21 protein-coding genes and 1 pseudogene are annotated in these 26,652 nt (G+C 71.8%); 10 read left to right on the forward strand and 12 right to left on the reverse strand.

Going from position 1 to position 26,652, the window contains the following annotated elements; translation table 11 throughout:
• The first annotated feature begins 107 nt into the window (after positions 1-107).
• Both AC1QRC_RS08000 and AC1QRC_RS08005 read left to right on the forward strand, forming a co-directional pair.
• Positions 108-797, forward strand: coding sequence for a lamin tail domain-containing protein (locus AC1QRC_RS08000; RefSeq protein ID WP_484206246.1), 690 nt, complete (start codon positions 108-110; stop codon positions 795-797).
• Positions 798-1,449: 652 nt separating this feature from the next.
• Entirely contained in the window at positions 1,450-3,939 is a 2,490-nt protein-coding gene (locus AC1QRC_RS08005) for an ExeM/NucH family extracellular endonuclease (RefSeq protein WP_484206594.1), read from the forward strand.
• A gap of 91 nt (positions 3,940-4,030) precedes the next feature.
• Here AC1QRC_RS08005 and AC1QRC_RS08010 read toward each other — a convergent pair whose 3' ends face one another.
• The 8 genes from AC1QRC_RS08010 to AC1QRC_RS08045 all read right to left on the reverse strand — a co-directional run bounded on the left by AC1QRC_RS08010 (position 4,031) and on the right by AC1QRC_RS08045 (position 12,222).
• Complete coding sequence (locus tag AC1QRC_RS08010) at positions 4,031-5,557, reverse strand: tripartite tricarboxylate transporter permease (RefSeq protein WP_484206247.1); 1,527 nt, start codon at positions 5,555-5,557, stop codon at positions 4,031-4,033.
• Positions 5,558-5,567: 10 nt separating this feature from the next.
• Positions 5,568-6,128 (reverse strand): tripartite tricarboxylate transporter TctB family protein, encoded by a 561-nt coding sequence (locus AC1QRC_RS08015; RefSeq protein WP_484206248.1) that lies wholly within the window; start codon positions 6,126-6,128, stop codon positions 5,568-5,570.
• Positions 6,125-7,105 carry a Bug family tripartite tricarboxylate transporter substrate binding protein gene (locus AC1QRC_RS08020; RefSeq protein WP_484206249.1) on the reverse strand — a complete coding sequence of 327 codons (981 nt, stop codon included), beginning with the start codon at positions 7,103-7,105 and terminating at the stop codon, positions 6,125-6,127. The genes AC1QRC_RS08015 and AC1QRC_RS08020 overlap by 4 nt, the downstream gene beginning before the upstream one ends.
• Before the next feature lie 79 nt (positions 7,106-7,184).
• Positions 7,185-7,814 carry a 3-isopropylmalate dehydratase small subunit gene (gene leuD, locus AC1QRC_RS08025; RefSeq protein WP_484206595.1) on the reverse strand — a complete coding sequence of 210 codons (630 nt, stop codon included), beginning with the start codon at positions 7,812-7,814 and terminating at the stop codon, positions 7,185-7,187.
• Complete coding sequence (gene leuC / locus AC1QRC_RS08030) at positions 7,814-9,217, reverse strand: 3-isopropylmalate dehydratase large subunit (RefSeq protein ID WP_484206250.1); 1,404 nt, start codon at positions 9,215-9,217, stop codon at positions 7,814-7,816. Before leuC ends, leuD begins: the two co-directional genes overlap by 1 nt.
• Before the next feature lie 7 nt (positions 9,218-9,224).
• The gene (locus AC1QRC_RS08035; protein ID WP_484206251.1) at positions 9,225-10,226 is read right to left on the reverse strand and encodes a hydroxymethylglutaryl-CoA lyase; all 1,002 of its coding nucleotides are present in this window, start codon (positions 10,224-10,226) and stop codon (positions 9,225-9,227) included.
• Positions 10,226-11,416, reverse strand: a complete 1,191-nt coding sequence (locus AC1QRC_RS08040; protein ID WP_484206252.1) for a CaiB/BaiF CoA transferase family protein — start codon at positions 11,414-11,416, stop codon at positions 10,226-10,228. Before AC1QRC_RS08040 ends, AC1QRC_RS08035 begins: the two co-directional genes overlap by 1 nt.
• The gene (locus tag AC1QRC_RS08045) at positions 11,413-12,222 is read right to left on the reverse strand and encodes an IclR family transcriptional regulator (protein ID WP_484206253.1); all 810 of its coding nucleotides are present in this window, start codon (positions 12,220-12,222) and stop codon (positions 11,413-11,415) included. Before AC1QRC_RS08045 ends, AC1QRC_RS08040 begins: the two co-directional genes overlap by 4 nt.
• 35 nt (positions 12,223-12,257) lie before the next feature.
• On the opposite strand from AC1QRC_RS08045, the gene AC1QRC_RS08050 reads away from it, so the two are divergent.
• Complete coding sequence (locus tag AC1QRC_RS08050) at positions 12,258-12,908, forward strand: transposase (RefSeq protein ID WP_484206254.1); 651 nt, start codon at positions 12,258-12,260, stop codon at positions 12,906-12,908.
• Positions 12,909-13,222: 314 nt separating this feature from the next.
• Here AC1QRC_RS08050 and AC1QRC_RS08055 read toward each other — a convergent pair whose 3' ends face one another.
• Positions 13,223-15,574 (reverse strand): GNAT family N-acetyltransferase, encoded by a 2,352-nt coding sequence (locus AC1QRC_RS08055; protein WP_484206255.1) that lies wholly within the window; start codon positions 15,572-15,574, stop codon positions 13,223-13,225.
• Positions 15,575-15,680: 106 nt separating this feature from the next.
• Here AC1QRC_RS08055 and secA point away from each other — a divergent pair.
• Positions 15,681-18,132, forward strand: a pseudogene (gene secA, locus AC1QRC_RS08060) (preprotein translocase subunit SecA); the annotation flags it as partial.
• Between the two features lie 370 nt (positions 18,133-18,502).
• On the opposite strand, the gene AC1QRC_RS08065 reads toward secA, so the two are convergent.
• Positions 18,503-19,039: an Rv3235 family protein gene (locus AC1QRC_RS08065; protein ID WP_484206256.1), complete on the reverse strand. Its 537-nt coding sequence runs from the start codon at positions 19,037-19,039 to the stop codon at positions 18,503-18,505.
• On the reverse strand, positions 19,036-19,806 hold the full coding sequence (locus tag AC1QRC_RS08070) for a LysM peptidoglycan-binding domain-containing protein (protein WP_484206257.1): 771 nt from the start codon (positions 19,804-19,806) through the stop codon (positions 19,036-19,038). Before AC1QRC_RS08070 ends, AC1QRC_RS08065 begins: the two co-directional genes overlap by 4 nt.
• Positions 19,807-19,944: 138 nt before the next feature.
• On the opposite strand from AC1QRC_RS08070, the gene AC1QRC_RS08075 reads away from it, so the two are divergent.
• Positions 19,945-20,529: a hypothetical protein gene (locus tag AC1QRC_RS08075; RefSeq protein ID WP_484206258.1), complete on the forward strand. Its 585-nt coding sequence runs from the start codon at positions 19,945-19,947 to the stop codon at positions 20,527-20,529.
• Positions 20,530-20,552: 23 nt separating this feature from the next.
• Here AC1QRC_RS08075 and AC1QRC_RS08080 read toward each other — a convergent pair whose 3' ends face one another.
• Positions 20,553-20,789, reverse strand: coding sequence for a helix-turn-helix domain-containing protein (locus tag AC1QRC_RS08080; RefSeq protein ID WP_484206259.1), 237 nt, complete (start codon positions 20,787-20,789; stop codon positions 20,553-20,555).
• Between the two features lie 130 nt (positions 20,790-20,919).
• Here AC1QRC_RS08080 and AC1QRC_RS08085 point away from each other — a divergent pair, with 130 nt between their 5' ends.
• The 5 genes from AC1QRC_RS08085 to pruA are packed head-to-tail and all read left to right on the forward strand — an operon-like array spanning position 20,920 to position 26,627.
• Entirely contained in the window at positions 20,920-21,624 is a 705-nt protein-coding gene (locus AC1QRC_RS08085; protein ID WP_484206260.1) for a CpaB family protein, read from the forward strand.
• 4 nt (positions 21,625-21,628) lie between these two features.
• Positions 21,629-23,020 carry a CpaE/TadZ family protein gene (locus AC1QRC_RS08090; RefSeq protein ID WP_484206261.1) on the forward strand — a complete coding sequence of 464 codons (1,392 nt, stop codon included), beginning with the start codon at positions 21,629-21,631 and terminating at the stop codon, positions 23,018-23,020.
• 56 nt (positions 23,021-23,076) lie between these two features.
• Positions 23,077-24,492: a WS/DGAT/MGAT family O-acyltransferase gene (locus AC1QRC_RS08095; RefSeq protein ID WP_484206262.1), complete on the forward strand. Its 1,416-nt coding sequence runs from the start codon at positions 23,077-23,079 to the stop codon at positions 24,490-24,492.
• Between the two features lie 17 nt (positions 24,493-24,509).
• Positions 24,510-24,941 carry a DUF6912 family protein gene (locus AC1QRC_RS08100; RefSeq protein WP_484206263.1) on the forward strand — a complete coding sequence of 144 codons (432 nt, stop codon included), beginning with the start codon at positions 24,510-24,512 and terminating at the stop codon, positions 24,939-24,941.
• A gap of 57 nt (positions 24,942-24,998) precedes the next feature.
• Positions 24,999-26,627 carry an L-glutamate gamma-semialdehyde dehydrogenase gene (gene pruA, locus AC1QRC_RS08105; protein ID WP_484206264.1) on the forward strand — a complete coding sequence of 543 codons (1,629 nt, stop codon included), beginning with the start codon at positions 24,999-25,001 and terminating at the stop codon, positions 26,625-26,627.
• Positions 26,628-26,652 lie beyond the last annotated feature (25 nt).

Here is a 26,652-nt window from a genome sequence, read left to right on the forward strand (position 1 = left end):
TAACGATCCCCCGGAGTCGGCCCCAGGACCGCCGGTCGACCCCTAGGCTCAGCGGCACGTCCGGCCCGCCGGACCATCCCTGCCCACCCTGACGAAGGTGCAAAGCCATGACACGACGTGCCGCCACCCGGCGCACGGCGGTCTGTGGCGCCACGTCCCTGGTCCTCACCGGACTCTTCGGGACGGCGCTGCCCGCGACCGCCACACCCCCCACCCTGCCCACCGCGCCGGTGTCCCCGCAGGCCACCGGCCTGATCATCAGCGAATACATCGAGGGCTCTGGCAACAACAAGGCCCTGGAGATCTACAACGGGACCGGTGCCGCGGTCGACCTGGGGGGCTACGCCATCCAGGGATACCAGAACGGCAGCGGCACGGTGGGATACACGGTGGCGCTCGCGGGCTCCCTGGAGCCCGGCGGCACCCATGTGGTGGCGCACCCCCAGTGGGAGCTGGAGTACGAGCCGGACCAGACGGCGAACCTGCAGTTCAACGGCGACGACGCCGTGGTGCTGTCGCAGGACGGGGTGCCGGTCGACTCCCTCGGCCAGGTCGGCTTCGACCCGGGGAACGCCTGGGGCGTCCCGCCCACCACGACGCGTGGACGCCACCCTGGTGCGCAACCCCGACGTCTGCGCCGGCGACACCGTGGTCGACGACGTCTTCGACCCGGCGCAGGAGTGGACCGGTCTGCCGCAGGACGACATCTCCGACCTGGGCAGCCACACGGCGGACTGCGGCCCTGCCGCCCCGGTCGAGGTGGTGCTCAACGAGTTCTCCGCCAGCACCGCGGGTGACGACCTGGAGTTCCTCGAGGTGTACGGCGAGGCGGACACCGACTACTCGGACCTGACCGTCCTGGAGGTCGAGGGCGACGCTGCCTCGGCCGCCCGCGGCACCGTGGTCAGCAGCCACCCGGTCGGCACCACCGACGAGGCCGGCTTCTGGTCCGTCGACCTGCCGGTGAACACCCTGCAGAACGGCACGCTGACCCTGCTGCTCGTCGCCGGTTACACCGGCGAGACGGTGCTCGACGCGGACCAGGACGGGGAGATCGACCTGGAGGCCTGGGACGAGCTGGTCGACTCGGTGGCCGTGAACGGCGCCACCACCGGTGACCTCGTCTACTCCGAGACGGTGCTCGCGCCGGAGTACGACGGCGCGCCGTTCGCGCCCGGCGGTGCCTCCCGGATCCCGGACGGGACCGACACCGACACCACCGCCGACTGGGTGCGCAACGACTTCGAGCGGGCCGGGTTCCCCGGATTCGACGGCCCGCCCGCGGACGGGCAGGCGTGGAACACCCCCGGTGCCCCCAACGAGGTGTACGAGGCCGAGGAGCCGCCGCCCGGCGGCTCCTGCGGGGACCCGGTCACCCTGATCGGCGAGGTCCAGGGCCCGGGCGCCGTCAGCCCGATCGTCGGCGAGACGGTGGACATCGAGGGCACCGTGGTCGGCGACTTCCAGACCGGTGGCTTCAACGGCTACTACCTCCAGGACGGCGGCGACGGCGACGACGCCACCTCCGACGGCATCTTCGTCTACGCCCCGGGCGGCACCGCGGTGGACGAGGGCGACACGGTCCGCGTGACCGGCACCGTCGGCGAGAACTTCGGGATGACCCAGGTGACGGCGGCCTCGGCCACCGTCTGCGCCACGGGTGGCGAACTGCCCGAGCCGACCGTCCTGGAGCTGCCGATCGAGGACCCCGAGCCGTTCGAGGGGATGTACGTCACCTTCCCGCAGGACCTGGCGATCCTGGAGTACTTCAACTTCGGCCGCTTCGGCGAGATCGCCCTCGGCACCGACCGTCAGTTCCAGCCCACCGCCATCTTCGAGCCCGGGTCAGCCGAGGCCGAGGCGCTGCTGGCAGAGAACCTGGCCAACCGGATCACCCTGGACGACGGCCGCAGCACGCAGAACCCGGACCCGGCGATCCACCCCAACGGTGAGGAGTTCACGCTCGACAACCTGTTCCGGGGCGGGGACCTGGTCACCAACGCGACCGGCGTCCTGGACTACCGGTTCGACCTGTGGCGGATCCAGCCGACGCAGGGCGCGGACTTCACGGTCGCCAACCCCCGACCCGAGGTCCCGGAGCTCGGCGGTGACCTGACCGTGGCCTCGTTCAACGTGCTGAACTACTTCACCACGCTGGACAGCCGCGGGGCCAACACCCCGGAGGAGTTCGAGCGCCAGGAGGCCAAGATCGTGGCGGCCCTGGCCGAGATCGACGCCGACGTCGTGGGTCTGATCGAGATCGAGAACAACGACGACGTCGCGGTGGAGACGCTGACCGAGGCCCTCAACGAGGAACTGGGGTCCGACACCTACTCCTACCTGGAGACCGGGGTGATCGGCACCGACGAGATCACCACGGCCTACATCTACAAGGACGAGACCGTCACCCCGGTCGGCGACTTCGCCACCCTCACCAGCGAGGACGACGAGCGGTTCCTGGACGACTACAACCGGCCGACGTTGGCCCAGACGTTCCAGCACGACGCCAGCGGCGAGTCGCTGGTGGTGGCGGTGAACCACCTGAAGTCCAAGGGCTCGGGGTGTGAGGCCGTCGGCGACCCGGAGGACCCGAACGGCCAGGGCAACTGCAACGGCGTGCGGACCGATGCCGCCGAGGCGATGGCCGACTGGCTGGCCGCGGACCCGACCGGGACCGGGGTCGAGGAGACCCTGATCATCGGCGACCTGAACGCCTACGACAAGGAGGACCCGATCGTGGCGCTGCAGGAGGCCGGGTACACCGACCTGCTGCTGGAGCACGCGGGCGAGGAGGCCTACACCTACGTCTTCGACGGTCAGCTCGGCTACCTCGACCACGCCCTGGCCAACGAGGCGCTCGTCGACAAGGTCACCTCGGCCGCGGCCTGGGAGATCAACGCCGACGAGACCAGCCTCATCGACTACGACATGACGTTCAAGCTGCCGCCGCAGCAGGAGCTGTTCGCACCCGACGCGTACCGATCCAGCGACCACGACCCCGTGCTGGTCGGGCTGTCCCTGGCCGAGGTGGAGGAGCCGGTCGTGGTCGACCGGATCCAGGGCTCGGACCGCTACGCGACGTCGGCCCAGATCGCCGCCACCTACGGTGACGTGGACACCCTGGTCCTGGCCAGCGGTGCCAACTTCCCCGACGCCCTGTCGGGGGCGTCGCCGGCGGTGCGTGACGACATACCGGTGCTGCTGACCCGGCCCACCTGGGTCCCCGCCGCGACCGCGGCCGCCCTCGAGGCGGCCTCGCCGGAGCAGATCCTGGTGCTCGGTGGTCAGAGCGCGGTGTCCGAGGCCGTCCTGGAGGAGGTGGCCGAGCTCACCGGCGCGGAGGTGACCCGGATCAGCGGGTTGAACCGCTACGGCACGGCTGCGGCTGTTGCCGGGGAGCTGTTCGACCCGGCGGACGTGGACACGGTCTACATCGCCTCGGGCGAGGAGTATGCCGACGCTCTCGCGGGCGGGCCGCTCGCCGGCCGGGACGGAGACCCGATCCTGCTGGTCCGGTCCGGGGCCGCACCGGCGGTCACGCTGGACGCGCTGGAGGAGTTGCAGCCAGAGCGGATCGTGGTGCTGGGCGGCCAGGGCCGGATCGCCGACACCGTCCTGACGCAACTGGAGCCGTACGCCGAGACGGTCGAGCGGTTGTTCGGGGACACGCGGTACGAGACGGCTGCGCTGATCGCCGCGGAGTTCGAGCCCACCGGTCGGGAGTTCCTGGCCTCCGGCCTGGCGTTCCCGGACGCGCTGTCCGGTGCCGCGCTGGCGGGGCACCTGGACGGGCCGTTGCTGCTCACCAACCCGGCCCAGCTGTCCGAGGTGACTGCGACGACGTTGCTGGACCGGGACCCGCAGTGGGTCACCCTGTTCGGTGGCGTCTCGGCGATCTCCCAGGACGTGGAGGACGAGGTGGTCGCCCTCCTGGAGTGACCGTCACGACTCACCGCTGACCGCAACGACTCACCGCCGGTGCCCCTCGCGGGCACCGGCGGTGAGTCGTGGTCCGGCAGGAAGTGCCTCGTCAGTCGTGCGGAGCCGGCTCCTGCCGGGTCTCCGCGGTGACCGCCCTGCGGCGCAGCTGCAGCAGCATCGGCACCACGACCCCTAGGGCGATGATCACCAGGAGGGTCAGCGAGATGGGCCGGGTGAAGAAGACCGACCAGTCGCCGTCGGCGATGAGCAGCGCCCGCCGCAGGTTCAGCTCCAGCAACGGCAGCAGCACCGCGGCGAGGATCGCCGGGGTGAGGGGGAAGCCGTTCTCCTGCATCAGGAAGCCGATGAGCCCGATCGCCACCAGGGTGAGCATCGAGAACAGGCTGAAGGTGATGGCGTAGGCGCCCAGCATGACGAAGGCCACGACCCCGCCGTACAGCAGCGGCGGCGGCACCTTCAGCAGCTTCACGAAGACCCGGACCATCGGCAGGTTCAGCACCAGCAGCATCGCGTTGCCGACGAGCATCGAGGCGATGATCGTCCAGACCAGGTCGGCGTCCCGGCTGAACAGCTGCGGACCCGGCTGCAGGCCGTACATCTGGAAGACGAACAGCAGCAGCGCCGTCGTGGCCGAGCCGGGGATGGCCAGCGCCAGCATCGGCACCATCGCGCCGCCGACACCCGCGTTGTTGGCTGTCTCGGGGCCTGCCACACCCTCGATGGCGCCCTTGCCGAACATGCGCTTGCGCTCCGGCTTGGCGACGCGCCGCTCCAGGGAGTAGGACGCGAACGACCCGAGGGTCGGTCCCAGGCCGGGCATCACCCCGGCGATGAACCCGACCACGGTGCCCCGGGCGTAGGGCGGCGCGGAGCGCTTCAGGTCCTGCTTGTCCATCCAGGCCCGCTGCACCTTCAGCGCGGACGGGGCCCTGCGCTCTCCCACCGACAGGTGGCGCAGTGCCTCGGGGATCGCGAACAGTGCCATGGCCAGCAGCGCGATGTCGATGCCGTCCGACAGTTCGATCTGGCCGAAGGTCCACCGCTGCACCGAGTCCTGGGGGTCCAGCCCGATGATGCCGATGCACATCCCGAAGAGCACCGAGATCAGGGCCTTGACCCGCGACCCCGTCATCAACGAGGTGGTGAGGGCGAGCGCCCCCGCCAGCAACACGGCATACTCCGCCGCCCCGAAGGACGTGGAGACGTCGACCAGGACGGGGGAGAGGAAGACCAGCCCCAGCACCGCCAGCGTGCCGCCGATGAAGGACCCGACGGCGGCCGTCGCCAGGGCGGGTCCGGCCTGACCCCGCTTGGCCATCTCGTAGCCCTCGAGCGCCGTCACCGCTGAGGCGACCTCGCCCGGGGTGCGGATCAGGATCGAGGTGATCGACCCGCCGTACATCGCGCCGTAGTAGACGCCGCACAACAGGATCAGACCGGCCGTCGGGTCCATGTTGAAGCTCAGCGGGATGAGCAGCGCGATCGCCGTGATCGGGCCCAGCCCGGGCAGCACACCGACGATCGTGCCGACCAGCACGCCGATGAAGACGACCCACAGGTGCGCCGGGGTGAGGGCGCCGGCCAGTCCGGACAGCAAGGAGTTCAGAGCATCCACGGGTGCCTCCTCAGCCCAGCACGCCGGCAGGCAGCCGCACGCTGAGCAGTTCGGTGAACCCGAAGTACACGATCACCCCGAAGAGGACCGCGAAGATCAGGTTGCGCTTCCAGGCGGCCCGGTCGATGACGGTGACCGTGATCCCCAGGTAGAGCGCGGTGGACAGCATGTAGCCGAGCGGGATGAAGACCAGCGCATACCCGACGAACAGCCCGATGTGCAGGGCCAGCCGGGCCCACGGGATGGGCGGCTCCTCCGGGTTGAGCAGCTCCTCGAACAGCTCGGCGTCGTCCTCGGCCAGCACCTCGGCCTCGATCCCCTGCACCGGCCGCCTGCGCAGCCCCAGTCCGGCCAGCACCAGCCCGGAGACCAGCAGCATGGCCGACAGGAAGGTCGGCAGCGTCCCCGGGCCGATACCCGGGGCCGGGCGGACCGCGTCGCCGATGCTGAGAGCGGAGACCAGCAGTGCCGCCCCAGCGGCCGCGACGACGAGACCGGCGACGACGTCGCCACGGCCGCTGCGGGGGAGGCCGGCCGGGGCGTGCTGCCCCGTCTCGGGAGTGGAGGTCACTGTGAGCCGATCTGTTCGAACGCCTCGACCACCTGGGCGTTGGTCTCCTCGAGGTAGGTGTCCATCTCCTCGCCGGTCATGAACGTGGTCACCCACTGGTTCTTCTCCGCGGCGTCGGCCCACGCGTCGCTCTCGACCGCGTCGGCCAGCACGCCCTCCCAGTACTCGACGGCGTGGGCGGGCATGTCCGGCGGGCCGTAGATGCCGCGCCAGTTGGAGATGGTCACGTCGAAGCCCTGCTCGGCCGCGGTCGGGACGTCCGGCAGGCCCTCGAGCCGGTCGTCACCGATGACCGTCAGCGCCCGCAGCTCGCCGGACTCGATCAGGGGCAGGAACTCGCTGGTGCCGGCGATGGCGACCTCGATGTCCCCGGACAGCAGCGCGTTGCTCTGCTCACCGCCGCCCTCGTAGGCGACGAAGTTGATGGCGGAGGCGTCCCCGCCGCCCTCGTTCACCAGGAGCGCGAACGGCAGCTGGTCGTCGGACGCGGCGCCGACGGGCACCGCACCCGGGTCCTCGATCACCGCGTTGATGACCGACTCCAGGTCCTGGTACTCGGCGTCGGCGCTGACCACGACCACGAAGTACTCCGAGATGAGCCGGGCGATCATCGTGACGTCGTCGACGTTGTAGTCGGACTGGCCGCGCGCGTTGTTGGTCATCATGACCAGCGAGGTGACGGACACCTGGTCCTCCGCGCCGGCGTGCGATTCGACCATTTGGGCGGTCCACACCGCGGAGGCGGCACCGGGCCGGTTCTCGATCGGCATCGGGACGTCGACCAGGTCCTCCTGCTGGAGGACCTGCACCAGCGTGCGCATGGTCAGGTCGAATCCGCTGCCGGGGTCGGCACCCACCGACATGGTGATGGGGCCGCTGGGGTAGTCCGAGCCCTCGTCACCCCCATTGTCGTCGGAGCAGGCGGAGAGGGTCAGGCCGAGGGCGATAGCGCCGGCGAGGAACGGCATCTTGTTCATCGAGGTGTCTTCTTCCGTGAGAGATGGGTGTTGCGGGCCCGGGCAGGGGCGGGGTCGGGTGCTGGTGGGCGGCGGGATCTCAGTGCTGACCACCTCCCGCTGCGGTGCGCAGTGCCCGGGGACGTCGGGTGGTGGGCAGGGCCGGCCTACGGGACCGCTCGTATGCCGTGATGTCGCCCTCGTGCCGGAGCGTGAGCGCGATGTCGTCGAGCCCCTCGAGGAGCCGGCGGCGGTCGTCGGGGTCGACGTCGAACGGCTCCCGGAAGTCGCCCGCACGGATCTCCTGGTGCACCAGGTCCACGGTCACGGGAGCGTCGGGGGTGGCGTCCAGGAGGTCCCACAGCCGGTCGACGCACGCCTGCGTGGCGACCACGGGCAGCAGGCCGTTCTGGTAGGCGTTGCCCCGGAAGATGTCGCCGTAGCGGGGGGCGATGATCGCCCGGAACCCCCATCCGGTGAGGGCCCACACGGCGGACTCGCGGGAGGAGCCGGTGCCGAAGTCGTTGCCGGCCACCAGGATGCTGGCCCCGGTGTAGCGGGGGTCGTTCAGCACGAAGTCCGGGTCGTCCCGCCAGTCGTTGAACAGGTTCTCCCCGTAGCCGGCGATCGTGCTGCGGGTCAGGAAACGCACCGGGATGATCTGGTCGGTGTCCACGTTGCTGCGACGCAACGGGGCGGCGGTGCCGGTGTGCACGGTGAACGGCTGCATCATGCCCCCAGGTCCGCGGGCGAGGCGAGCCGGCCGGCGATCGCCGTGGCTGCTGCCACGGCGGGGGAGACGATGTGGGTCCGCGACCCCTTGCCCTGCCGACCCTCGTAGTTGCGGTTGGTGGTGGACGCCGCCCGCTGGCCGGGTCGGAGGCGGTCCTCGTTGACGGCGGCGCACATCGAGCACCCGGCGTGGCGCAGCTGGATCCCGGCCGCCTCGAAGACCCGGTCCAGCCCCTCGCTGATGGCCTGGTTGCGGACCGACTCCGAGCCGGGCACCAGCACCGCCTCGACGCCGTCCTTGACCCGGCGGCCGCGCAGCACTTCGGCGGCGGCCCGGAGGTCCTCGATCCGGCTGTTGGTGCACGAGCCGATGAAGACCGCGTCGACCGCGATGTCCCGCATCGCCGTCCCCGGGGTCAGGGCCATGTACTCCAGCGCCCGCCGGGCGGCGGCCCGCTGCTCCTCGTCCTCGAAGCTCTCCGGGTCCGGGACCGCGGCGTCGAGCGCGATGCTCTGCGCCGGGTTGGTGCCCCAGGACACGTAGGGGCTGAGCGTGGAAGCGTCGAACCGCACCTCCCGGTCGAAGACCGCGTCCGGGTCCGAGCGCAGCGTCTTCCAGTGCTCCACCTCGGTCTCCCAGGCGGCACCGGTGGGGGCGTGCGGGCGGCCTTTCAGGTAGGCGAAGGTGGTCTCGTCCGGCGCGATCATCCCCGCCCGCGACCCGGCCTCGACGGTCATGTTGCAGATCGTCATCCGGGACTCCATCGACAACGCCTCGATGGCCGGACCGGCGTACTCGATGATGTGGCCCTGGCCGCCGGCGGTCCCGATCCGGGAGATGAGCGCCAGGACGAGGTCCTTGGCGTCCACCCCCTCGGGGAGGACGCCGTCGACCTGGACCCGCATGTTCTTCAGCCGGTGCATGGGCAGCGTCTGGGTGGCCAGCACGTGCTCCACCTGGGAGGTGCCGATGCCGAAGGCCAGGGCGCCGAAGGCCCCCTGCGTGGTGGTGTGGCTGTCGCAGCACACGATCGTCATCCCCGGGTGGGCGAGCCCCAACTCGGGTCCGATGATGTGCACGATGCCCTGCTGCTCCTCGCCCAGGCGGTAGTGCTCGATGCCGAACTCGGCGCAGTTGGCACGCATCAACTCGACCTGGTGCCGGGCGGCATGGTCCTCGATCCGCTTGCGGATGTCGCGGGTCGGGGTGTTGTGGTCCTCGGTGCCCAGGGTGAGGTCGGGACGGCGCACGCGACGACCGCTCGTGCGGAGCTGGTCGAACGCGACCGGGGTGTTCAGCTCGTGCAGCAGGTGCAGGTCGATGTAGAGCAGGTCGGGTTCCCCCGCAGCCGCACGGACGACGTGCGACTCCCACACCTTCGTGGCCAGTGTTGTGCCCATCGTCTCGCTACGCTCCTGCCAGTTCCTGCCGCTGCGGAGGCGTGTGCAGCACCCAGGACGGGTCCGCCTTGGCGAAGGAGGACTCCAACGGGTGACCGACGGCCGTGGCCACCGGGCCGCGCGCGATCCCCGTCAGGGCATCCAGGTCCACCCCCGTCTCGACACCGAGCAGGTCCAGCAGGTGCACCAGCTCCTCGGTGGCGATGTTGCCGGTCGCGCCGGGGGCGTAGGGGCACCCGCCGAGACCGCCCACGGAGGAGTCGAAGTCGGTGATGCCGGCCCCCAGGCCGGCGATCACGTTGGCGATGCCGAGGCCGCGAGTGTTGTGCAGGTGCAGCGTGATCCGCAGGTCGGGGTACTCCCGCCGCAGCCGCGAGGACACCTCGTGGACGTGGGCCGGGTCCGCCAGCCCCGCGGTGTCGGCGATCGTCACGTGCTCAACCCCGGCTTCGGCATACAGGCCGACGACCCAGGCGACCCGCTCGAACGGGGTCCTGCCCTCGAAGGGGCACCCCAACGAGGTCGCCAGACCGCCCACGAGGTGCTTGCCCTCGGCCAGCCCGAGCTCGATGACGGGGCGCAGGCGCTCGAAGGCCTCGGCGGTGGGGCGGTTGGCGTTGGCGATGCTGTGGGCGTCGGTGCTGGAGAGCATCAGCTCCCAGCACGCGGCGTCGGTCGTCAGGGCCCGCTCGGCCCCCTTGAGGTTGGGCACCAGCACGGAGTACTCCACGCCGGGGGCGGGGGTGTAGCCGGCCATCACCTCCGCCGCGTCGGACAGCTGCGGCACGGCGTCGGGGCGCACGAAGGAGGTGAGCTGGACCCGCGGCACACCGGTCGCCGACAGGGCGTCGATGATCGCGATCTTGTCGGGGGTGCTGATCACCCCTGGCTCGAGCTGGAACCCGTCCCGGGGCCCCACCTCCTGGATGGTGACCCGGCCCGGAATCGTGAAGGGCAACGGCGCGGTCCCCTCGGCGTAGCCGCGGGCGTGGTCGAAGCTGCTGGTCATCAGACGATGCCCCTGTCCTTGAGGTCGGTGATCTGCTCGGGGGAGTAGCCCAGGTCGGCGAGGACGGCGTCGGTGTGCTCGCCCATCTCGGGGCCGGCGTTGCGGATGGAGCCGGGGTTCTCGCTGAACTTGGGCACGACGCCGGGCAGGGTGATCGAGCCGAGCGTCGGGTGGCTGACCTCCACGAGCATGTCGCGGGCCCGGTAGTGCTCGTCCTCGAAGATGTCGGAGGCGCTGTAGACGGGGGAGTGCGGGACGGAGAACTCGTCCAACCGGGCGTGCAGCTCGGCCCGGGTCAGGCCCGCGGTCCAGTCCGAGAGCATCTGGTTCATCTCCCCACGGCGGGCCAGCCGCTCCCGGTTGGTGGAGTAGCGGGGGTCGGTCAGCAGGTCCGGGCGGTCCATCGCCTCCGCCAACCGGGCGAAGGTGCGCTCGGTGCTGGTGACGATGACGATCCAGTGCCCGTCCTGCGACTGGTAGATCCCGGCGGGGGAGGACGCGGCGAGCTCGTTGCCGGTGCGCTCCCGGACGGTGCCCAGCACGTCGTACTCCGCCACGACGACCTCGAGCATCCGGAAGATCGACTCGTACAGCGCGACGTCGACCTCCTCTGCCGGGCCGCCCGACACCTTGAGCTGGTAGACCGCCGCCAGGGCGCCCATCGCGGCATACATGCCGGTCAGGTAGTCGACCAGGGAGACCGAGGGGAGCACCGGGGGGCGGTCGGGGTAGCCGTTGATGTGGGCATAACCGCTGTATGCCGTGGCGGGGGTCCCGAAGCCCGCCTTGCCCGCGTTGGGGCCGGTCTGGCCGTAGCCGGAGACGTGGACCACGATGATGTCCGGGTTGGCAGACCGGAGCCGCTCCAGGCTCAGGCCCCACCGCTCAAGGGTGCCGGGGCGGAAGTTCTCGATCAGCACGTCGCGATCGGCGAGCAGCCGCAGGAGCACCTCCTGACCCTCAGGCGAGCGCAGGTCCAGGGTGATGCTGCGCTTGTTGCGGGCCGAGGCCGCCCAGGTCAGGGAGGTGTCGCCCTGGAACGGGCCGAGCGCGCGCAACGGGTCACCGACCCCGGGCATCTCGACCTTGATGACGTCGGCACCCATGTCGCCCAGCAGCGCCGCGGCGAACGGCCCGGCGAAGACGGTGGCGATGTCCAGGACCTTGAGGTCTGAGAGCGGTCCGCTCATCGGCTGGCCTCCTGCTCGAGGGTGGGGGTGGCGCCCGCTGCCTGCGTGGCGCTCCGGGACGGGTCGTGGCCGAGCTCGGCGGAGACGGCCTCGGTGGTGGCGAGCAGCCGGTCGATCACCTGTTGACGGTGTGCCTCGTCGGCCAGCCGGGTCATCGTGGACGACACCACGAGCGCGCCGACGACGTAGCCCTCCCGGTCGCGTACGGGGGCGGAGACCGCCGAGGTCTCCGGGTCGCGCTCGCCGTCGCTGTATTCCCAGCCCTGCTCCCGGACGGCGCGCAGCCGCGCGAGATAGGTCTGCGGGTCCCACGGGCGACCGGACCACTCGGCCGCGCTCTCCGCCGCCAGCTCCATCGCCCGGTCCTCGGTCAGCCAGGCCACCAGGACACGGCTGCTGGCGCCGACGTGGATGGGCAGTGGCACCCCGATCTCTCCGGTGGTGCGCACCGTGCGCCGCCCGACGGCCATCTCGATGGGGACCCGTCGGTGCCCGGTGCGGATCTGCAGCTCCACGGTCTCGTCGAGCAGGTCGCGCAGGGCCTTCATGTGCGGCAGGGCGACGCCCCGCACGTGGACCCCGCTGTGCGCCCGGCTGCCCAGCTCCAACAGGCGGGTCCCGAGCCGGTAGTCGCGGCCGTCCGCATCGAGCAGGCGGTGCTGGCTCATCGCCTTCATCAGGCGGTAGGTGGTCGGGGTGCTGTAGCCGACGCGGCCCGCGACCTGGGCCGGGTCGAGCCGGGTCGCGCCGTCCTCGAAGGCGTCGAGGATCGCCATCACCTTGTCGAGCACGCCGACCGCAGTCATCCTTGACTCCATTATGTGGAGGAGTAGTTCACGATGTGGAGACGCTAGCGCATCTCCCCGCTTCTGTCACCCCTTCCCCTTGTGCGACCGGACGCGCGGTCTGGCGGTCTCACGACTTCTACGTCATCATCGACGTGTTCTCCCGACAGATCATGGGCTGGCGGGTCGAGGTCACCGAGTCCGACCAGATGGCCCAGGACATGTTCCTGACCGCGTTCGCTACCCACCAGGGCAAACCACACACCATCCACTCCGACCGTGGCGCCGCGATGACTTCCACCCTCGTGGGAAAACTGTTCACCGCCCTCGGCATCGAGCGCAGCCTGAACCGTCCCCGGGTCTCTAACGACAACCCGTTCTCCGAGACCTGGTTCAAGACCGCGAAGTACTCCCCAGGGTTCCCCGCGTGGTTCCCCGACCTGCAGGCCGCCCAGGCCTGGGCCGAGCAGTTCGTGACCTGGTACAACACCTGCCACCGCCACTCCGGCCTCGCTGGCCATACCCCGGCCAGCGTCCACGACGGCACCTGGGTCCAGGCCCACCACGCCCGCCAGGCCACCCACAACACGCTGGCCGCGGCCAACCCCGACCGGTACCGCAAACCCACCCACCTCAAGACCCCCTACGCCCTCATCGCCCTCAACCCCGACGGCGACCGAGCACAACAACGACTCACAACAGGTTGACAGGTTCCGCCTACCCGGCACTGGACGTGCGGTCTGGCGGTTTCACCCTGGCACCGGACGTGCGGTCTGGCGGTTTCACCCCGGCACCGGACGTGCGGTCTGGTGGTCCTGGTCTCAGCGAGACCTCCACCGGACAGAGGTAAGCCGTGTGATGCCTCCTGTGCCTGGGCGACCGGAGGTTTGAGGACGCCAGACGACGCGTTCGGTGGCCGGAAATGTCGCCAGACGACGCGTTCGGTGGCCGGAAATGTCGCCAGACGACGCGTTCGGTGGCCGGAAATGTCGCCAGACGACGCGTTCGGTGGCGTGGGGGGTCAGGGGTGTGGTGGTGGGGACCACTCGCTGCGGAGCAGGTCGAACCGGAGCAGGTCGTCCAGGGTCCCGTCGCCGAGCCGTTCGGCGGCGCGGTCGCGGCCGACCTCGGTGAAGCCTGCGCTCAGCGCCACCCGCTGGGAGGCGGTGTTGGTTGCTGCGGCCCGGAGCGCCAGGCGATCCAGGCCCAGGCCGCCGTCTTGCCGGTCCACGAAGGCGTGGCGCACGGCGCGGCGCAGCGCCTCGCTCAGCACTCCGCGACCGCGCGCCCGGGCGTGCGCCCAGTAGCCGATCACGCCGCTGGTGGGACGGCCCCTGTCGTCCCTGTCGCGGTCCAGCTCCATGATGGCCAGGGAGCCGACGCAGTCGTCCGAGCCAGGGTCGGCCACGCACCAGGCCAGCATGCTGCCGGCCAGGGCCGCGGTCCGGCAGCCGGCGAGGAAGGTCGTCGCGTCGCGCTCGGTGTAGGGGGACGGCAGGTCGGCGAGGAAGTGCTGGGCCAGTGGGTCCGCGCAGGCCTCGACCAGGAGGGGGATGTCCTCGTCGCGCCACGGTCGCAAGCGCACCTGGGGCGCCTCGATGACCGGCACGTCCAGGGTGGCGGCGACACCGGTGGCGGCCGCCGCGACCCGATCGGTCCCGGAGTCCAACGAGAACTCCAGTCGGATGCGGCCGTCCGGCTCGGTCTCTCGACCCCACAGGCGGAAACCGCTGTGCCGCAGGATGGTCTGGGACGCCAGATGGTCGTCGGTGGTGTCCGCGCGCAGGTGGGTCAGCCCCGCCCCGCCCTCCTCGGGTGAGGCCAGGAGGTGGTCCACCACGGCGTCCAGGGCCTCCCGTGCGAACCCCTGGCCGCGGTGGCCCGCGCTCAGCCAGTAGCCGAGGGAGCCCCGGTCCGCCTCGATGCCGTAGGCGCGGATCACCCCGATCGGGACGCTGCCGGCGAAATCACCGCCGGCCAGGCACACCGCCCAGGACCACTGACTGCCCTCCCACTGCAGCCGCCGCAGACCGGCCCACCACTGCGCGGCCTCTTGAAGGCCGGCCCTCGGGTGGTGCCCCGGCCCGACGTCGGAATGGCGCAGGAAGCCGGCGATGTCCGGCAGGTCCCGGGACAGGAAGGGTCGCAGGAGGAGCCGTTCGGTCCGGAGGGTCGCCGGCCCGGGCAGGCTGCGCCGTGGACCAGCGTGCTCGGCCGCGTCGGCGAGGAGCTCGAAGGTCACGGTGTCGTGGCGGTCGCCGCCCGGGTCGTAGACGCAGGAGTCCTGCTCGGTGCCCACGTAGCGCCATCCCGCCCGCACCAGGGTGGCCTGTGACGGGGCGTTGCGCTCGTCGGTCTGCGCCGAGAGGCGGTGCAACCCGAGGCCGGCGGTGCCGTTGGACGGGTCGTCCGGGGCGGGCGCGAAGGCGTGGCCGGCTGCCAGGGCCAGTGACTCGGTCACGACGCCCCGCCCGCGCGCAGCCGGAACGGTCCAGTAGCAGACCGTGGCGCTGCCCTGGGCGAAGGGCTTGTTCATTCCGAAGATCCCCAACCAACCGAGGGGGGCGTCGGTGCCCGGGTCCGCCAGGCACCAGGTGAGCTCGGTGCCGCGGGCGGCCGCGTCCCGCGCGCGGAGCAGAGAGGCCGCGATCCCCTCGGGCGTCAACTGCGGGAGCGCCGGCCCGACGTAACGCCTGGTCGCCTCGTCGATCTCCAGACCCGGAAGGTCCGCCTCCCGCCACGGACGCAGCACGACCCGCTCCCCGGTCAGGACCGGCGGGACGAGCCAGCGCGCCGCGGGTTCGCGGGGTTCGCCGACGGCCAACGTGCCGAACCAGCCGCCCCGCAGCACGCCGTCACGGTCCACCCGCCACCCCGGCACCACCTCGCCGATCCGGAACCCGAGCCGCCAGGCGACCCGTCGGGACGCCCAGTTGCCCTCGTAGGCCCCCCACTGCATGGTGCGCACCCCGCCCTCGCCGAAGGCGTGGTCGAGCACCAGGGACACGGCCCGGGTCATCACCCCACGGCCACGGGCCCAGGGTGCCGCCGCGAAGTCGAGGGACGCGACCTCGGCCCCCCGCGACCGGTAGCCCACGCTCCCGGCATAGCGGGGGCCCGCCCCGTCGTCGCGCTCGATCGCCCAGCGCCGGTGCACCGGCCCGGCCCCCGCCTGCCAGCCGGCTCGCACCCGGTCCAGGTACGCGCGCGCCTCCGCCTCGGCATACGGCGCGGGGGTGCTCGTGAACCGCAGTGTCTCGGTGTCGCGGGCCTGCTCGACAAGCCCCGGTATGTCGTCAGGTGAGTGGGCACGGAGCCTGACCCCACCGTCGGACAGGGTGGGGACGGGGGCAGCGGGGGATGGCCCGGTCATGGCGCCCAACGTAGCTCCCGACAAAGGTGTGAGCACACGCTTTCCGCACTTCACGGGGGGAGCGTTTAGCCTAGGAGAGTTCACCACGACGTGTCAGGAGACCTGGGTGCCCAAGCTGTTCGAGAAGATTCTGCGTGCCGGCGAGGGGCGCACGCTGCGCAAGCTGGAGACGACCGCCCGGTTGGTCAACGCCTTGGAGGACGACTTCAAGGATCTCAGCGACGCCGAGCTGCGCGAGGAGACCGACAAGTTCCGCGCCCGGATCGCCGACGGGGAGACCCTGGACCAACTGTTGCCCGAGGCCTTCGCCGCGGTGCGGGAGGCGGCGTCGCGGACCATCGGCAAGCGACCCTTCGACGTGCAGATCATGGGTGGGGCGGCGCTGCACCAGGGCAACGTGGCCGAGATGAAGACCGGTGAGGGCAAGACCCTGGTGGCGACCCTGCCCTCCTACCTCAACGCGCTCGAGGGCAAGGGCGTGCACGTGGTCACGGTCAACGACTACCTGGCCGAGTACCAGGCCGAGCTGATGGGGCGCGTGCACCGGGCCCTGGGCCTGGAGACGGGCGTCATCCTGTCCAAGATGACGCCGAGCCAGCGTCGCGAGCAGTACCTCAAGGACATCACCTACGGCACGAACAACGAGTTCGGCTTCGACTATCTGCGCGACAACATGGGCTGGTCGACGGCGGACCTGGTGCAGCGGGGGCACAACTTCGCGATCGTCGACGAGGTCGACTCGATCCTCATCGACGAGGCGCGCACGCCGCTGATCATCTCCGGCCCGGCCGACCAGCCGACCAAGTGGTACGGCGAGTTCGCCAAGGTCGCCCGGCTGCTGAACCGGGGGGAGAACGGCGAGGGCGACTACGAGGTCGACGAGAAGAAGCGCACCGTCGGGGTGCTGGAGTCCGGCATCGAGAAGGTCGAGGACTACCTCGGCATCGACAACCTCTACGAGAGCGCCAACACCCCGCTCATCGGCTACCTGAACAACTCCCTGAAGGCCAAGGAGCTGTACAAGCGGGACAAGGACTACGTGAACATGGACGGTCAGATCATGATCGTCGACGAGCACACGGGTCGCATGCTCCCCGGACGCCGCTACAACGAGGGGATGCACCAGGCGATCGAGGCCAAGGAGGGGGTGGAGATCAAGAACGAGAACCAGACCCTGGCCACGGTGACCCTGCAGAACTACTTCCGCATGTACGACAAGCTGGCCGGGATGACCGGCACCGCCCAGACCGAGGCGGCCGAGCTGCACCAGATCTACAAGGTCGGCGTGATCTCCATCCCGACGAACCGCCCGATGGTCCGCAAGGACCAGTCGGACCTCGTGTACCGGACCGAGCAGGCCAAGTTCAACGCCGTCGTGGACGACATCGTGGAGCGGCACGAGCACGGCCAGCCGGTGCTCGTCGGCACCACCAGCGTGGAGAAGTCCGAGCGGCTCTCCGAGCAGTTGCGGCGCCGGGGGATCCCACACGAGGTGCTGAACGCCAAGCACCACGCCCGGGAGGCAGCCATCGTCGCGGAGGCGGGTCGTAAGGGCGCCGTCACCGTGGCTACCAACATGGCCGGTCGCGGCACCGACATCATGCTCGGCGGCAACCCGGAGTTCCGGGCGGTCGCTGCCCTGAAGGCCGCGGGTCTGGACCCGGTCGAGACGCCGGAGGAGTACGAAGCCGCCTGGGACAAGGCACTCGCGGAGGCGGAGGAGTCGGTGCAGGCCGAGCACGACGAGGTCACCAAGCTCGGCGGACTGTATGTGTTGGGCACCGAGCGCCACGAGTCCCGACGCATCGACAACCAGTTGCGTGGGCGCGCCGGCCGTCAGGGCGACCCGGGGGAGAGCCGGTTCTACCTGTCCCTCGAGGATGACCTGATGCGTATGTTCAACGCCGGGATCGTCGACCGGGTGATGGCCTCCTCCGGGATGGACGATACCCCGATCGAGTCCAAGGTGGTGAGCCGCTCCATCGCCGGAGCGCAGTCGCAGGTCGAGGCACAGCACTTCGAGACCCGCAAGAACGTGCTCAAGTACGACGATGTGATGAACCGCCAGCGCGAGGTGATCTACGAGGAGCGCCGCCGGGTGCTCAACGGGGAGGAGATGGAGGAGCAGGTCCGGCACTTCATCAACGACGTCATCGAGGAGTACGTCCGCACCGGCAGCATCCCAGGCGAGGACGGCGTCGACCTCGAGGGCATGGTCAACGAGCTCCGCACCGTCTATCCGGTGACCTTCGAGGCCGACGGGCTGACCCAGTTCGACCCGGCGGACCTCGAGCAGCAGCTGCTCTCCGACGCCCAGCACGCCTACGACGCACGTGAGGAGGCGGTCGGGCCCGAGATCATGCGGGACGTCGAGCGCCGGGTGCTGCTGCAGGTGCTGGACCGCAAGTGGCGTGAGCACCTCTACGAGATGGACTACCTCAAGGAGGGCATCGGGCTGCGCGCGATGGCTCAGCGTGAGCCGCTGGTGGAGTACCAGCGTGAGGGCTACCAGCTGTTCGCCGCCATGATGGAGTCCATCAAGGAGGAGGCCGTGCGCTTCCTGTTCAACGCCGAGATCAAGACGCGCCAGGCCGCCGGGGATGGTGCGCCTGCAGGTGGCGGGGACGGTGCGGGCGAGTCGGAGGCCGCGGTGGCCGACCGGTTGCAGCGCACCGGGGCGACCGTGGCGGGTCTCAGCGAGGCCGTGGCGCAGGCGTCGCGCCGGCAGCAGGCGCTGACCTACTCCGCACCCAGCGAGGACGGCTCGGTGGTGCAACGGGCCGAGGGGCAGTCCGAGGACTCGGCCAAGGCTGTCTCCGCGGCCAAGGCCCAGGGCGGCAACCGCGCGGAGCGGCGGGCGGCCCGCAAGCGCAAGGACTGACCCCGTCCGGCGGGCAGCCTGACCCTGGGTCTGCCCCCGGGGCAGTCTCAGCCCAGCTCGAGCGCGGTCATCACCCAGCGGCCGTCGACCCCGCACAGGCGGGCGGCGACGGCCCTGACCCGGCCGCCGTGGTCCACGACGGCCGCGACCTCCGCCACCCCGTCGGCAGGCTGACAGACGCGTAGCGCCCGGACGATGACCGTGCGGCGGCGCTGCAGCCGGCGCCGGGCCAGCAGCCCGCGCCGGGTGAGGCGCGAGAGGATCTCCTCGCGCACCCACCGGTTCAGCTGGCCGGGGGGACGGGTGCCGTCCCCGACCTCCAGCATCACCCGCAGCAGTCGGGCCGCCCAGTCGGCCGGATCCGGCAGGTCCTGCGCCGGGGTCGCCTGGGGCCCGAAGTAGGAGTCCTCGTAGCCGCGGCGGAAGTCCACCGCCAGCACCCCCTGGACGTAGTCGTCCGCGGGCGGCGGGAGCACGAAGGGGGCCTCTCCCGGCTCCGTTGCCGGGATGGGCAGCACCCGCAACTCGGCGCGGCGCTGTGGGGACGTGTGGGCCCAGGCCGCCGGCTGCGGCTGGGCGCTCATGACTCCGCTCCCAGGGGTGCGTGGCCCGGGGGCACGAGCTCCTGGCCGGGCAGGATCAGGTCGGGGTCGGGGCCCAGGGTGTCCCGGTTGGCCGCGTGCCACCGGGGCCACTCGGCGGCTATGTCCTCGGTGGAGGCGTCCGGGCCGAGGTGCCGGGCCGCGATCGACCAGAGCGTGTCGCCGGGGCGCACGACGACCGACTCGACCACCTGGGCCTGCTGCCTGGTCCCGCCGCCCACCAGCAGCCGGACGTCGGCCCGCCCACGCGGGGGCGCCGGCTGCCATCCGGGCTCGGGTGCGGGTGCCGCGTCGTCGGTGGCGACCGACAGGGACGGGGTGGGGCCGGCGGCCACCGACCAGTCCGGCAGGGGGGTCGGGGCGCCCTGGTCTGCCTGGGCGGCAGTGGGCCCGGCGACGGCCAGGGCCAGCAGGGCTGCCGCGACCCGGGGAACCAGGCGCGGGGCCAGCCGCAGCCCCAGACGTCGTGCTGGCCGGACACAGCGGGCGGGGCTGACCGCAGCCGCTCCCAGCAGGAGCAGCACCGCGATCCATGCCAGGACCAATGCCGCCGCCGAACCGGCGAGGTGGTGCAGGCCCGAGGCCACCGGCTCCGGACCGCCCCCCTGGCCGAGCCGGAGCCACCAGGGCGCATGGGCCAGGGCCAGGACCACCGCGGCGCCCCCGGCGATCAACCCCGCAGCGCCGCCCAGGAGGCCGGCCCGCCGGGAGAGTGGGTGCTGGGTCAGCGCCTGGGTGGGGGACGGCATGGGCTCCTCCGATGCGTCAATACGTGCGTTTGCGATCAGTTGCGTGTAGTTAAGCGCATTGACGCCGGGTCGGCAAGGGGGGCGAGGGCGATTGTGGACAAGGTCGCCGCGGGACCGGGCGCGGGGCAGGATGGGGGTATGCGGTGGAGCCGGTTGTTCGACGACCTCGAGGCACAGGTCCGCGCCGAGCACGATGCGGAGCTGCGTGCCGACGTCGCCGAGTACGCCCGCGCGCAGCGGGGGCAGCAGACGCTGACCGACCGGCTGGCGGCGGACCTCGGTCGACCCCTTCGGGTGCGGGTGACGGGGGCGGGCGTCCTGGACGGCGGGCTCACCGAGCTGGGCACCGACTGGCTGGTGCTGGACGTGCGCCCTCCCGCCGCCCGCGGCCGCGCGGTGCTGGTGCCGGTCCACGCGGTCCGCGCGGTGTGGGGGCTCAGCGGCCGCGCCGACCCGCACCAGGGGGTGGCGCAGCGACGGCTCGGGTTGCGCCAGGCGATGCGTGCCATCAGCAGGGACCGTGCGCTGGTGCGGGTGGGCGACGTCGACGGCGGGCAGCTCTCCGGCACCATCGACCGGGTGGGGCGGGACCACCTCGACCTGGGTGAGGCGCCCGACGACGGGAGTCGGCAGGACCGGCGAGGTCACGTCGTGGTGCCGTTCGCCGCCGTGGCGCTCGTGGCCACCGGTCCCGTGGGACCGGCCGAGGGGATCACCCGCTAGCGCTCGCGACGGAACCCGGCCGGTCACTCCCTGTCGTGCGCCGAGTCCTCCAACTCATCGCCGCGCGCGATGGATTCTCGCGTCTCGGCATACATCCGCTGGATGTAGTCCTCCAGGGCCTTGTCCTCCACCCGCCAGACACCGCGGCCGCCCACCTTGATGCCCGCCAGGGCGCCGCTGCGGACCAGCGCCTTGGTCTGGGCGAGCGTGACGTTCAGGGTCTCGGCGACGTCGGTGAGGGTCAGGAAGCGGGGCACCATCCACCTCTCTCGTCGCGCGGTCGGGTCGCGGGTCGGCGACTTGAGCAGGATTTTACCCGTCCCGGGGTTCCCGCCGGAGGGGCCTGTGGACAAGATGGTGCGGTCGGCGGGGACGCGCACTAGGTTGCCCGTGGGCGACCTCGACGAGGAGGGGACAGGAGGCAGCACCATGGGCGCAACGGAGCAGGTCCGGACGGCGCGGCGACTGCAGGTGCCGGGATGGCGGGACGCCCGGTTGCTGGTGGGGGCGCTGCTGGTGCTGCTCTCCGTCGCCGGCGGTGCCCGGCTGGTGACCTCGCTGGACGACACGACTCCCGTCTACGCCGCGACGCGGGCGCTGCTGCCGGGGGAGCAGGTGGCCGTGGAGGACCTGGCGACCGTCCAGGTGCGGATCGGCGAGCCGATGCAGCACTACCTGGACGGCACGCAGGCGCTCCAGCCGGGCACGTATGTGCTGCGCCAGGTGGCCCCCGGGGAGCTGGTGCCGCGCACCTCGCTGGGCACGGCCCGCCAGGTGCAGGACAAGACCGTGACGGTGCCCGTCGACCCGACTGCTGCCGAGACGCTGGCGGTCGGCGAGGTGGTGGACGTGTGGGTGAGCGGTCGCGACCCCGGGGCCGCGGGGGTGTCCTACCTCCCGCCCGAGCTGCTGCTGGAGCAGGCCGTCGTGGCCGGGGTGCCCACCGCGGGCCGGGCGCTCGGGGTGGGGGTCGGCCGGGCCGCCGTGCAGGTGGTGGTGCCGGCGGACGCGGTCGGGGACGTGATCGCCAGCGTCGACCAGGAGGCGCGGGTCACCCTCGTCCCTGCCCCCCGCAGTGCCGCACCGGAGGAGTGAGGCCGTGCCGAGCCAGCCGTTGCTGACCGCCGTCACCCACCGGTGGGAGTCCGACCTGGCCGAGCGACTGGGGCGCTCCGACCTGGTCCACGTCGTGCATCGCTGTGCCGACCTCGCCGACCTCCTGGGCACGGTCGAAGCCGGCCTGGGCCGGGTCGTCGTGCTGTCCAGCGACTTGCGCGGGTTGGACCGCGCGGTCGTCTCCGGACTGGTCGACCAGGGGCTGCTCGTGCTCGGCGTGCACCCGCCGGGGGAGGAGGACGGCGTGCGGGCGCTGCGCCGCTGGGGTGTCGGGGCCGCCCTCCCCGCGGACGCCGACGCTGCCACCCTGGACGAGGCGCTGCGGGACCTGCTGGGGGACGGGGAGGGGGTCGACGCCGGACGGGACTGGGACCGCGCGGCACAGGACGAGCTCGGGGGCGGGGATCCGGAGCAGGACCCTTCGGACCCCGACGGGGCGGACCCCTCGTCGCCAGTGACCGAGCGGCGGGACACCGCGCAGGAGTCGCCCCCCGCCGGGTCGCCCTCGCCGTCGGAGGATTCCGCCGGACGCGGCCGGGTGATTGTGGTGTGGGGTCCGGCCGGCTCGCCCGGGCGGACCACCGTCGCGGTGAACCTCGCGGCCGAGATCGCCTCGCCGGTGAGCTCGGTGCTGGTGGTGGACGCCGATACGTATGCCGCATCCGTCGCCCAGGTGCTGGCCGTCCTGGACGAGGCACCCGGTGTCGTGGCCGCGGCGCGAGCGGCCGACCAGGGCACCCTCGACCGCGAGAGCCTGGCCGCACTGGCCCCGGAGGTGCTGCCCGGGCTCCGGGTGCTCACCGGGCTGCCGCGCGCCGACCGGTGGCCGGAGCTGCGCGAGCACGCGCTCGCCGACATCCTGGAGGTGTGCCGCGACGTGGCGGACTGGACGGTCGTCGACGTCGGGTTCAGCCTGGAGCAGGACGAGGAGCTGAGTTTCGACACCCGGGCTCCGCGCCGCAACGGCGCGACGCTGACCGCGCTCGGGGCGGCCGACCACGTGGTGGTGACCGGCGCCGGGGACCCCGTCGGCCTGCAACGCCTCGTCAGGGGGCTCGACCAGCTCGAGGCGGTCAACCAGGCGCCGCGCACCGTGGTGGTGACCAGGGTGCGCCAGAGCGCGGTCGGCAGCGACCCGGCCCGGAGGGTGCGCGAGGCCCTGGCCCGGTTCGCCGGGGTGCGGGAGCCCCACGTGGTGCCGGACGACCGCGCGGCCCTGGACGGCGCGCTGCTCTCTGGGCGGGTGCTGCGCGAGTCGGCCCCCCGCGCGGCGGCCCGACTGGCGCTGCGCGAGCTGGCGGAGCACCTCATCGACCGGTCCGCGGAGGAACGGCCCGGCGGCCGGGGGCGGCGCAGGCTGTCGGCCGGGCGGTGATCCCGGGCGCGTGACGGGATGTGGACAGGGGCGCCGGATCTGCGACGATAAGCCCCGTGTTCGACCGACTGAGCCCCCTGGACTCCTCCTTCCTCTACCTGGAGGAGTCCGTCACCGCGATGCACGTGGGGTCGGTCCTGGTGTTCCAGACCCCGGAGGAGGGGTTCGACTACGAGGACCTGGTGTCGCTGGTCTCCAACCGGATCGCCTATGTCCACCGCTACCGCCAGCGGGTGCGGCAGGTCCCCGCCGGCCTGGGCGGCCCGGTGTGGGTCGACGACGCGGACTTCGACCTGACCTACCACGTGCGTCGCTCCGCACTGCCCCGCCCGGGCAGTCTCGAGCAGCTCGGGGAGTTCGTGGCGCGGGTGCAGTCCCGCCTGCTGGACCGGACCCGGCCGTTGTGGGAGGTCTACCTGGTGGAGGGGCTGGCGGACGACCGGTTCGCCCTGGTGACCAAGACCCACCAGGCGATGGTGGACGGCGTGACGGGCATCGACATCGGCCAGGTGATCCTGGACGACGCCCCCAACGACGTGGTGCCGATCGCACAGACCTGGTCGCCCTCGCCGGAGCCGAGCGACCTGGAGCTGCTGACGCGCGCGACGATCGGCACCGCGACCAGCCCCCGGCGGTTGCTCTCCGGGCTGCGCGGCGGTCTGGAGGACCTGCGGCACACGGGTGCGCGCGTCGCCGAGGCGGCCGGGCAGGCCGCCACCGCACTCGTCCGCACGGCGGCGAGTCCCGCCCCGTCAACACCGCTGAACACCACCATCGGCAACGCCCGTCGGGTCGAGCTGGTCGAGCTCGACCTCAAGGACTTCCGGACCGTGCGCAGCCGCCGGTTCGGCGCCACCGCCGACCACGGGCACGTCACCGTCAACGACGTGGTGCTCGCGACGCTCACCGGGGCGCTGCGCGAGTGGTTGATGAACCGGGGCGAGCCGGTCAGCGCCTCCACGACGCTGCGCGCCATGGTGCCGCTGTCGATCACCGACTCGGCGGTCGACACCCATGTCGGGGGCCCGGTCGTGGCCGCCTTCATCGACCTTCCCGTCGGGGAGCCGAGCACCGGGATGCGGCTGGGGCAGGTGAGCTACCGGATGACCCAGCAACTGCAGCACGGCCAGGCTGTCGGGGCGGCGGGACTGGCCGGGCTGGCCGGGTTCGCACCCTCCACCCTGCACTCGATGGCGGCCCGCCTGGCCAGCGCCATGTCGCGTCGCATGTTCAACCTGGTGATCAGCAACGTCCCCGGCCCGCAGGCGGCCCGCTACGCCGGGCACGCCCGGATGGTCGCCTCCTACCCGGTGATCCCCCTGGCCAAGGGCCAGGCGCTGGCGGTCGGGCTGACCTCCTACGACGGCCGGGTCTTCCTGGGACTGAACGGCGACCGTGACGCGATGGTGGACCTGGACGTGCTGGCCGAAGCCGTCCACAAGGCCCTGGCCGAACTGGTCGAGGACGCGTGAGGAGTGAGGAACCAGCCGTGAGCGGACACACCCGGATCTACCTGCCGCTGTCCCCGGACCAGTGCCGACTGCTGCAGTCGGCACGCACGGTCCCCGGACCGTTGGAGGGGTATGCCGTGACCCAGTCGGTCCGTACGTCCGACCCCGAGGGGGACGAGGAGACCTGGGAGTACGCCGCGCTGCAGGACGCGGCCCTGTCCTGTGTGCACCGTGGTGTGCCGGTGCTGGTCGCTGCCGCCGACCTCGACCTCGTCGAGGTCGACGACTCGGCACCGGCCGGCTCCCGCGTGGTGGTGACGGGGGCGCTGAGCCTGCAGCGGGTGGCCGCCTTCCACGTCGGCGACGACGTGCTGGCCGGCCAGGCGCCCGACACCCCGGAGTCCGGGTCGGGGGTCGAGCTGTCCTGGTACGACACGACGGAGCTCGACCATCTGGTTAGCCTGGTCTGAGACCCCTTCGCCGTGCCGGACGGGCACGCCGACAGACGACGAGAGGAAGTCATCACCGTGGATGCATTCGCGCAGGTTCCCGAGCCCCTGAACGAGGCGGTGGGGGACTACGCGCCGGGCAGTCCGGAACGGGCCGACCTGGAGGTGGCGCTGGCCGAGCTGGCGGCCACGCCGGTCGACCTGCCGCACGTGATCGGCGGGGAGCACGTGCGCGGTGAGGGTGCCGAGGTGCAGGTGGTGCAGCCGCACGCGCACGCCGAGGTGCTGGGCACCCTGCACGACGGGACGAAGGCGGACGCCACCGCGGCGATCGAGGCCGCGCAGCAGGCGGCACCGGCGTGGCGGGCGCTGTCCTTCGAGGACCGGGCGGCGATCCTGCTGAAGGCGGCCGACCTGCTCGCGGGCCCGTGGCGGGCCCGGCTGAACGCCGCCACCATGCTGGGCCAGTCCAAGACGGCCTACCAGGCCGAGATCGACTCGGCCTGCGAGCTGATCGACTTCTGGCGGTTCAACGTGCACTTCGCCCGCCAGATCCTGGCGGAGCAGCCGGTGCGCAACGCCCCCGGGGTGTGGAACCGGTTGGACCACCGGCCGCTCGAGGGGTTCGTCTACGCCGTGACTCCGTTCAACTTCACCGCGATCGCGGGGAACCTGCCGACGGCGCCCGCCCTGATGGGCAACACCGTGGTGTGGAAGCCGGCGACCACCCAGCAGCGGGCCGCCTCGGTTGTGATGGACCTGTTGGTCGAGGCCGGCATGCCACCGGGCGTGATCAACATGGTCACGGGCTCCGGCGTCGAGGTGTCGGAGGTGGCGCTGCAGCACCGGGACCTGGCCGGCATCCACTTCACCGGCTCGACCCGGGTGTTCCAGATGTTGTGGAACACCGTCGGCTCCAACCTCGCGGGCTACCGCTCCTACCCGCGCATCGTCGGGGAGACCGGCGGCAAGGACTTCGTCGTGGCGCACCCGTCCGCCGACCCGGACGTGGTGCGGACCGCCCTGGTGCGCGGGGCCTTTGAGTACCAGGGCCAGAAGTGCTCCGCAGCCTCCCGCGCCTATGTGCCGAAGTCGCTGTGGTCGACGCTACGGGACGAGGTGGCCCAGGTCACCGAGTCCATCCCGATGGGCGACGTGCGCGACCTGTCCAACTTCATGGGCGCGGTGATCGACCGCCGCGCCTTCGACAAGCACGCGAAGGTGTTGGAGCAGGCCGCCGCGGACGACTCCGTCACCGTCCTCGCCGGCGGGACGGCCGACGACTCCGTCGGCTACTTCGTGCGCCCGACCGTCCTGGAGGTCACCGACGGCAGGCACGAGTTCCTCACCACCGAGTTCTTCGGGCCGATCCTGTCCGTGCACGTCTACGACGACAAGGACTACGACGCGATGCTGGCGCAGATGGAGTCGGTGGCCGACTACGCGCTCACCGGGTCGATCATCGCCCAGGACCGGGCCGCCATCGCCCACGCCACCCAGGAGCTGCGGTTCGCCGCCGGCAACTTCTACATCAACGACAAGCCGACGGGCGCCGTCGTGGGGCAGCAGCCGTTCGGCGGGGCACGCGCCTCGGGCACCAACGACAAGGCCGGGTCGGCGGCCAACCTGATGCGCTGGACCAGCACCCGCGCCATCAAGGAGACCTTCGTACCGGCCACGGACTGGCGCTACCCGCACATGGGCTGAGCGCGGACGCGGCGGTCCGGATCGC

Source organism: Ornithinicoccus sp. (genome assembly GCF_057176825.1).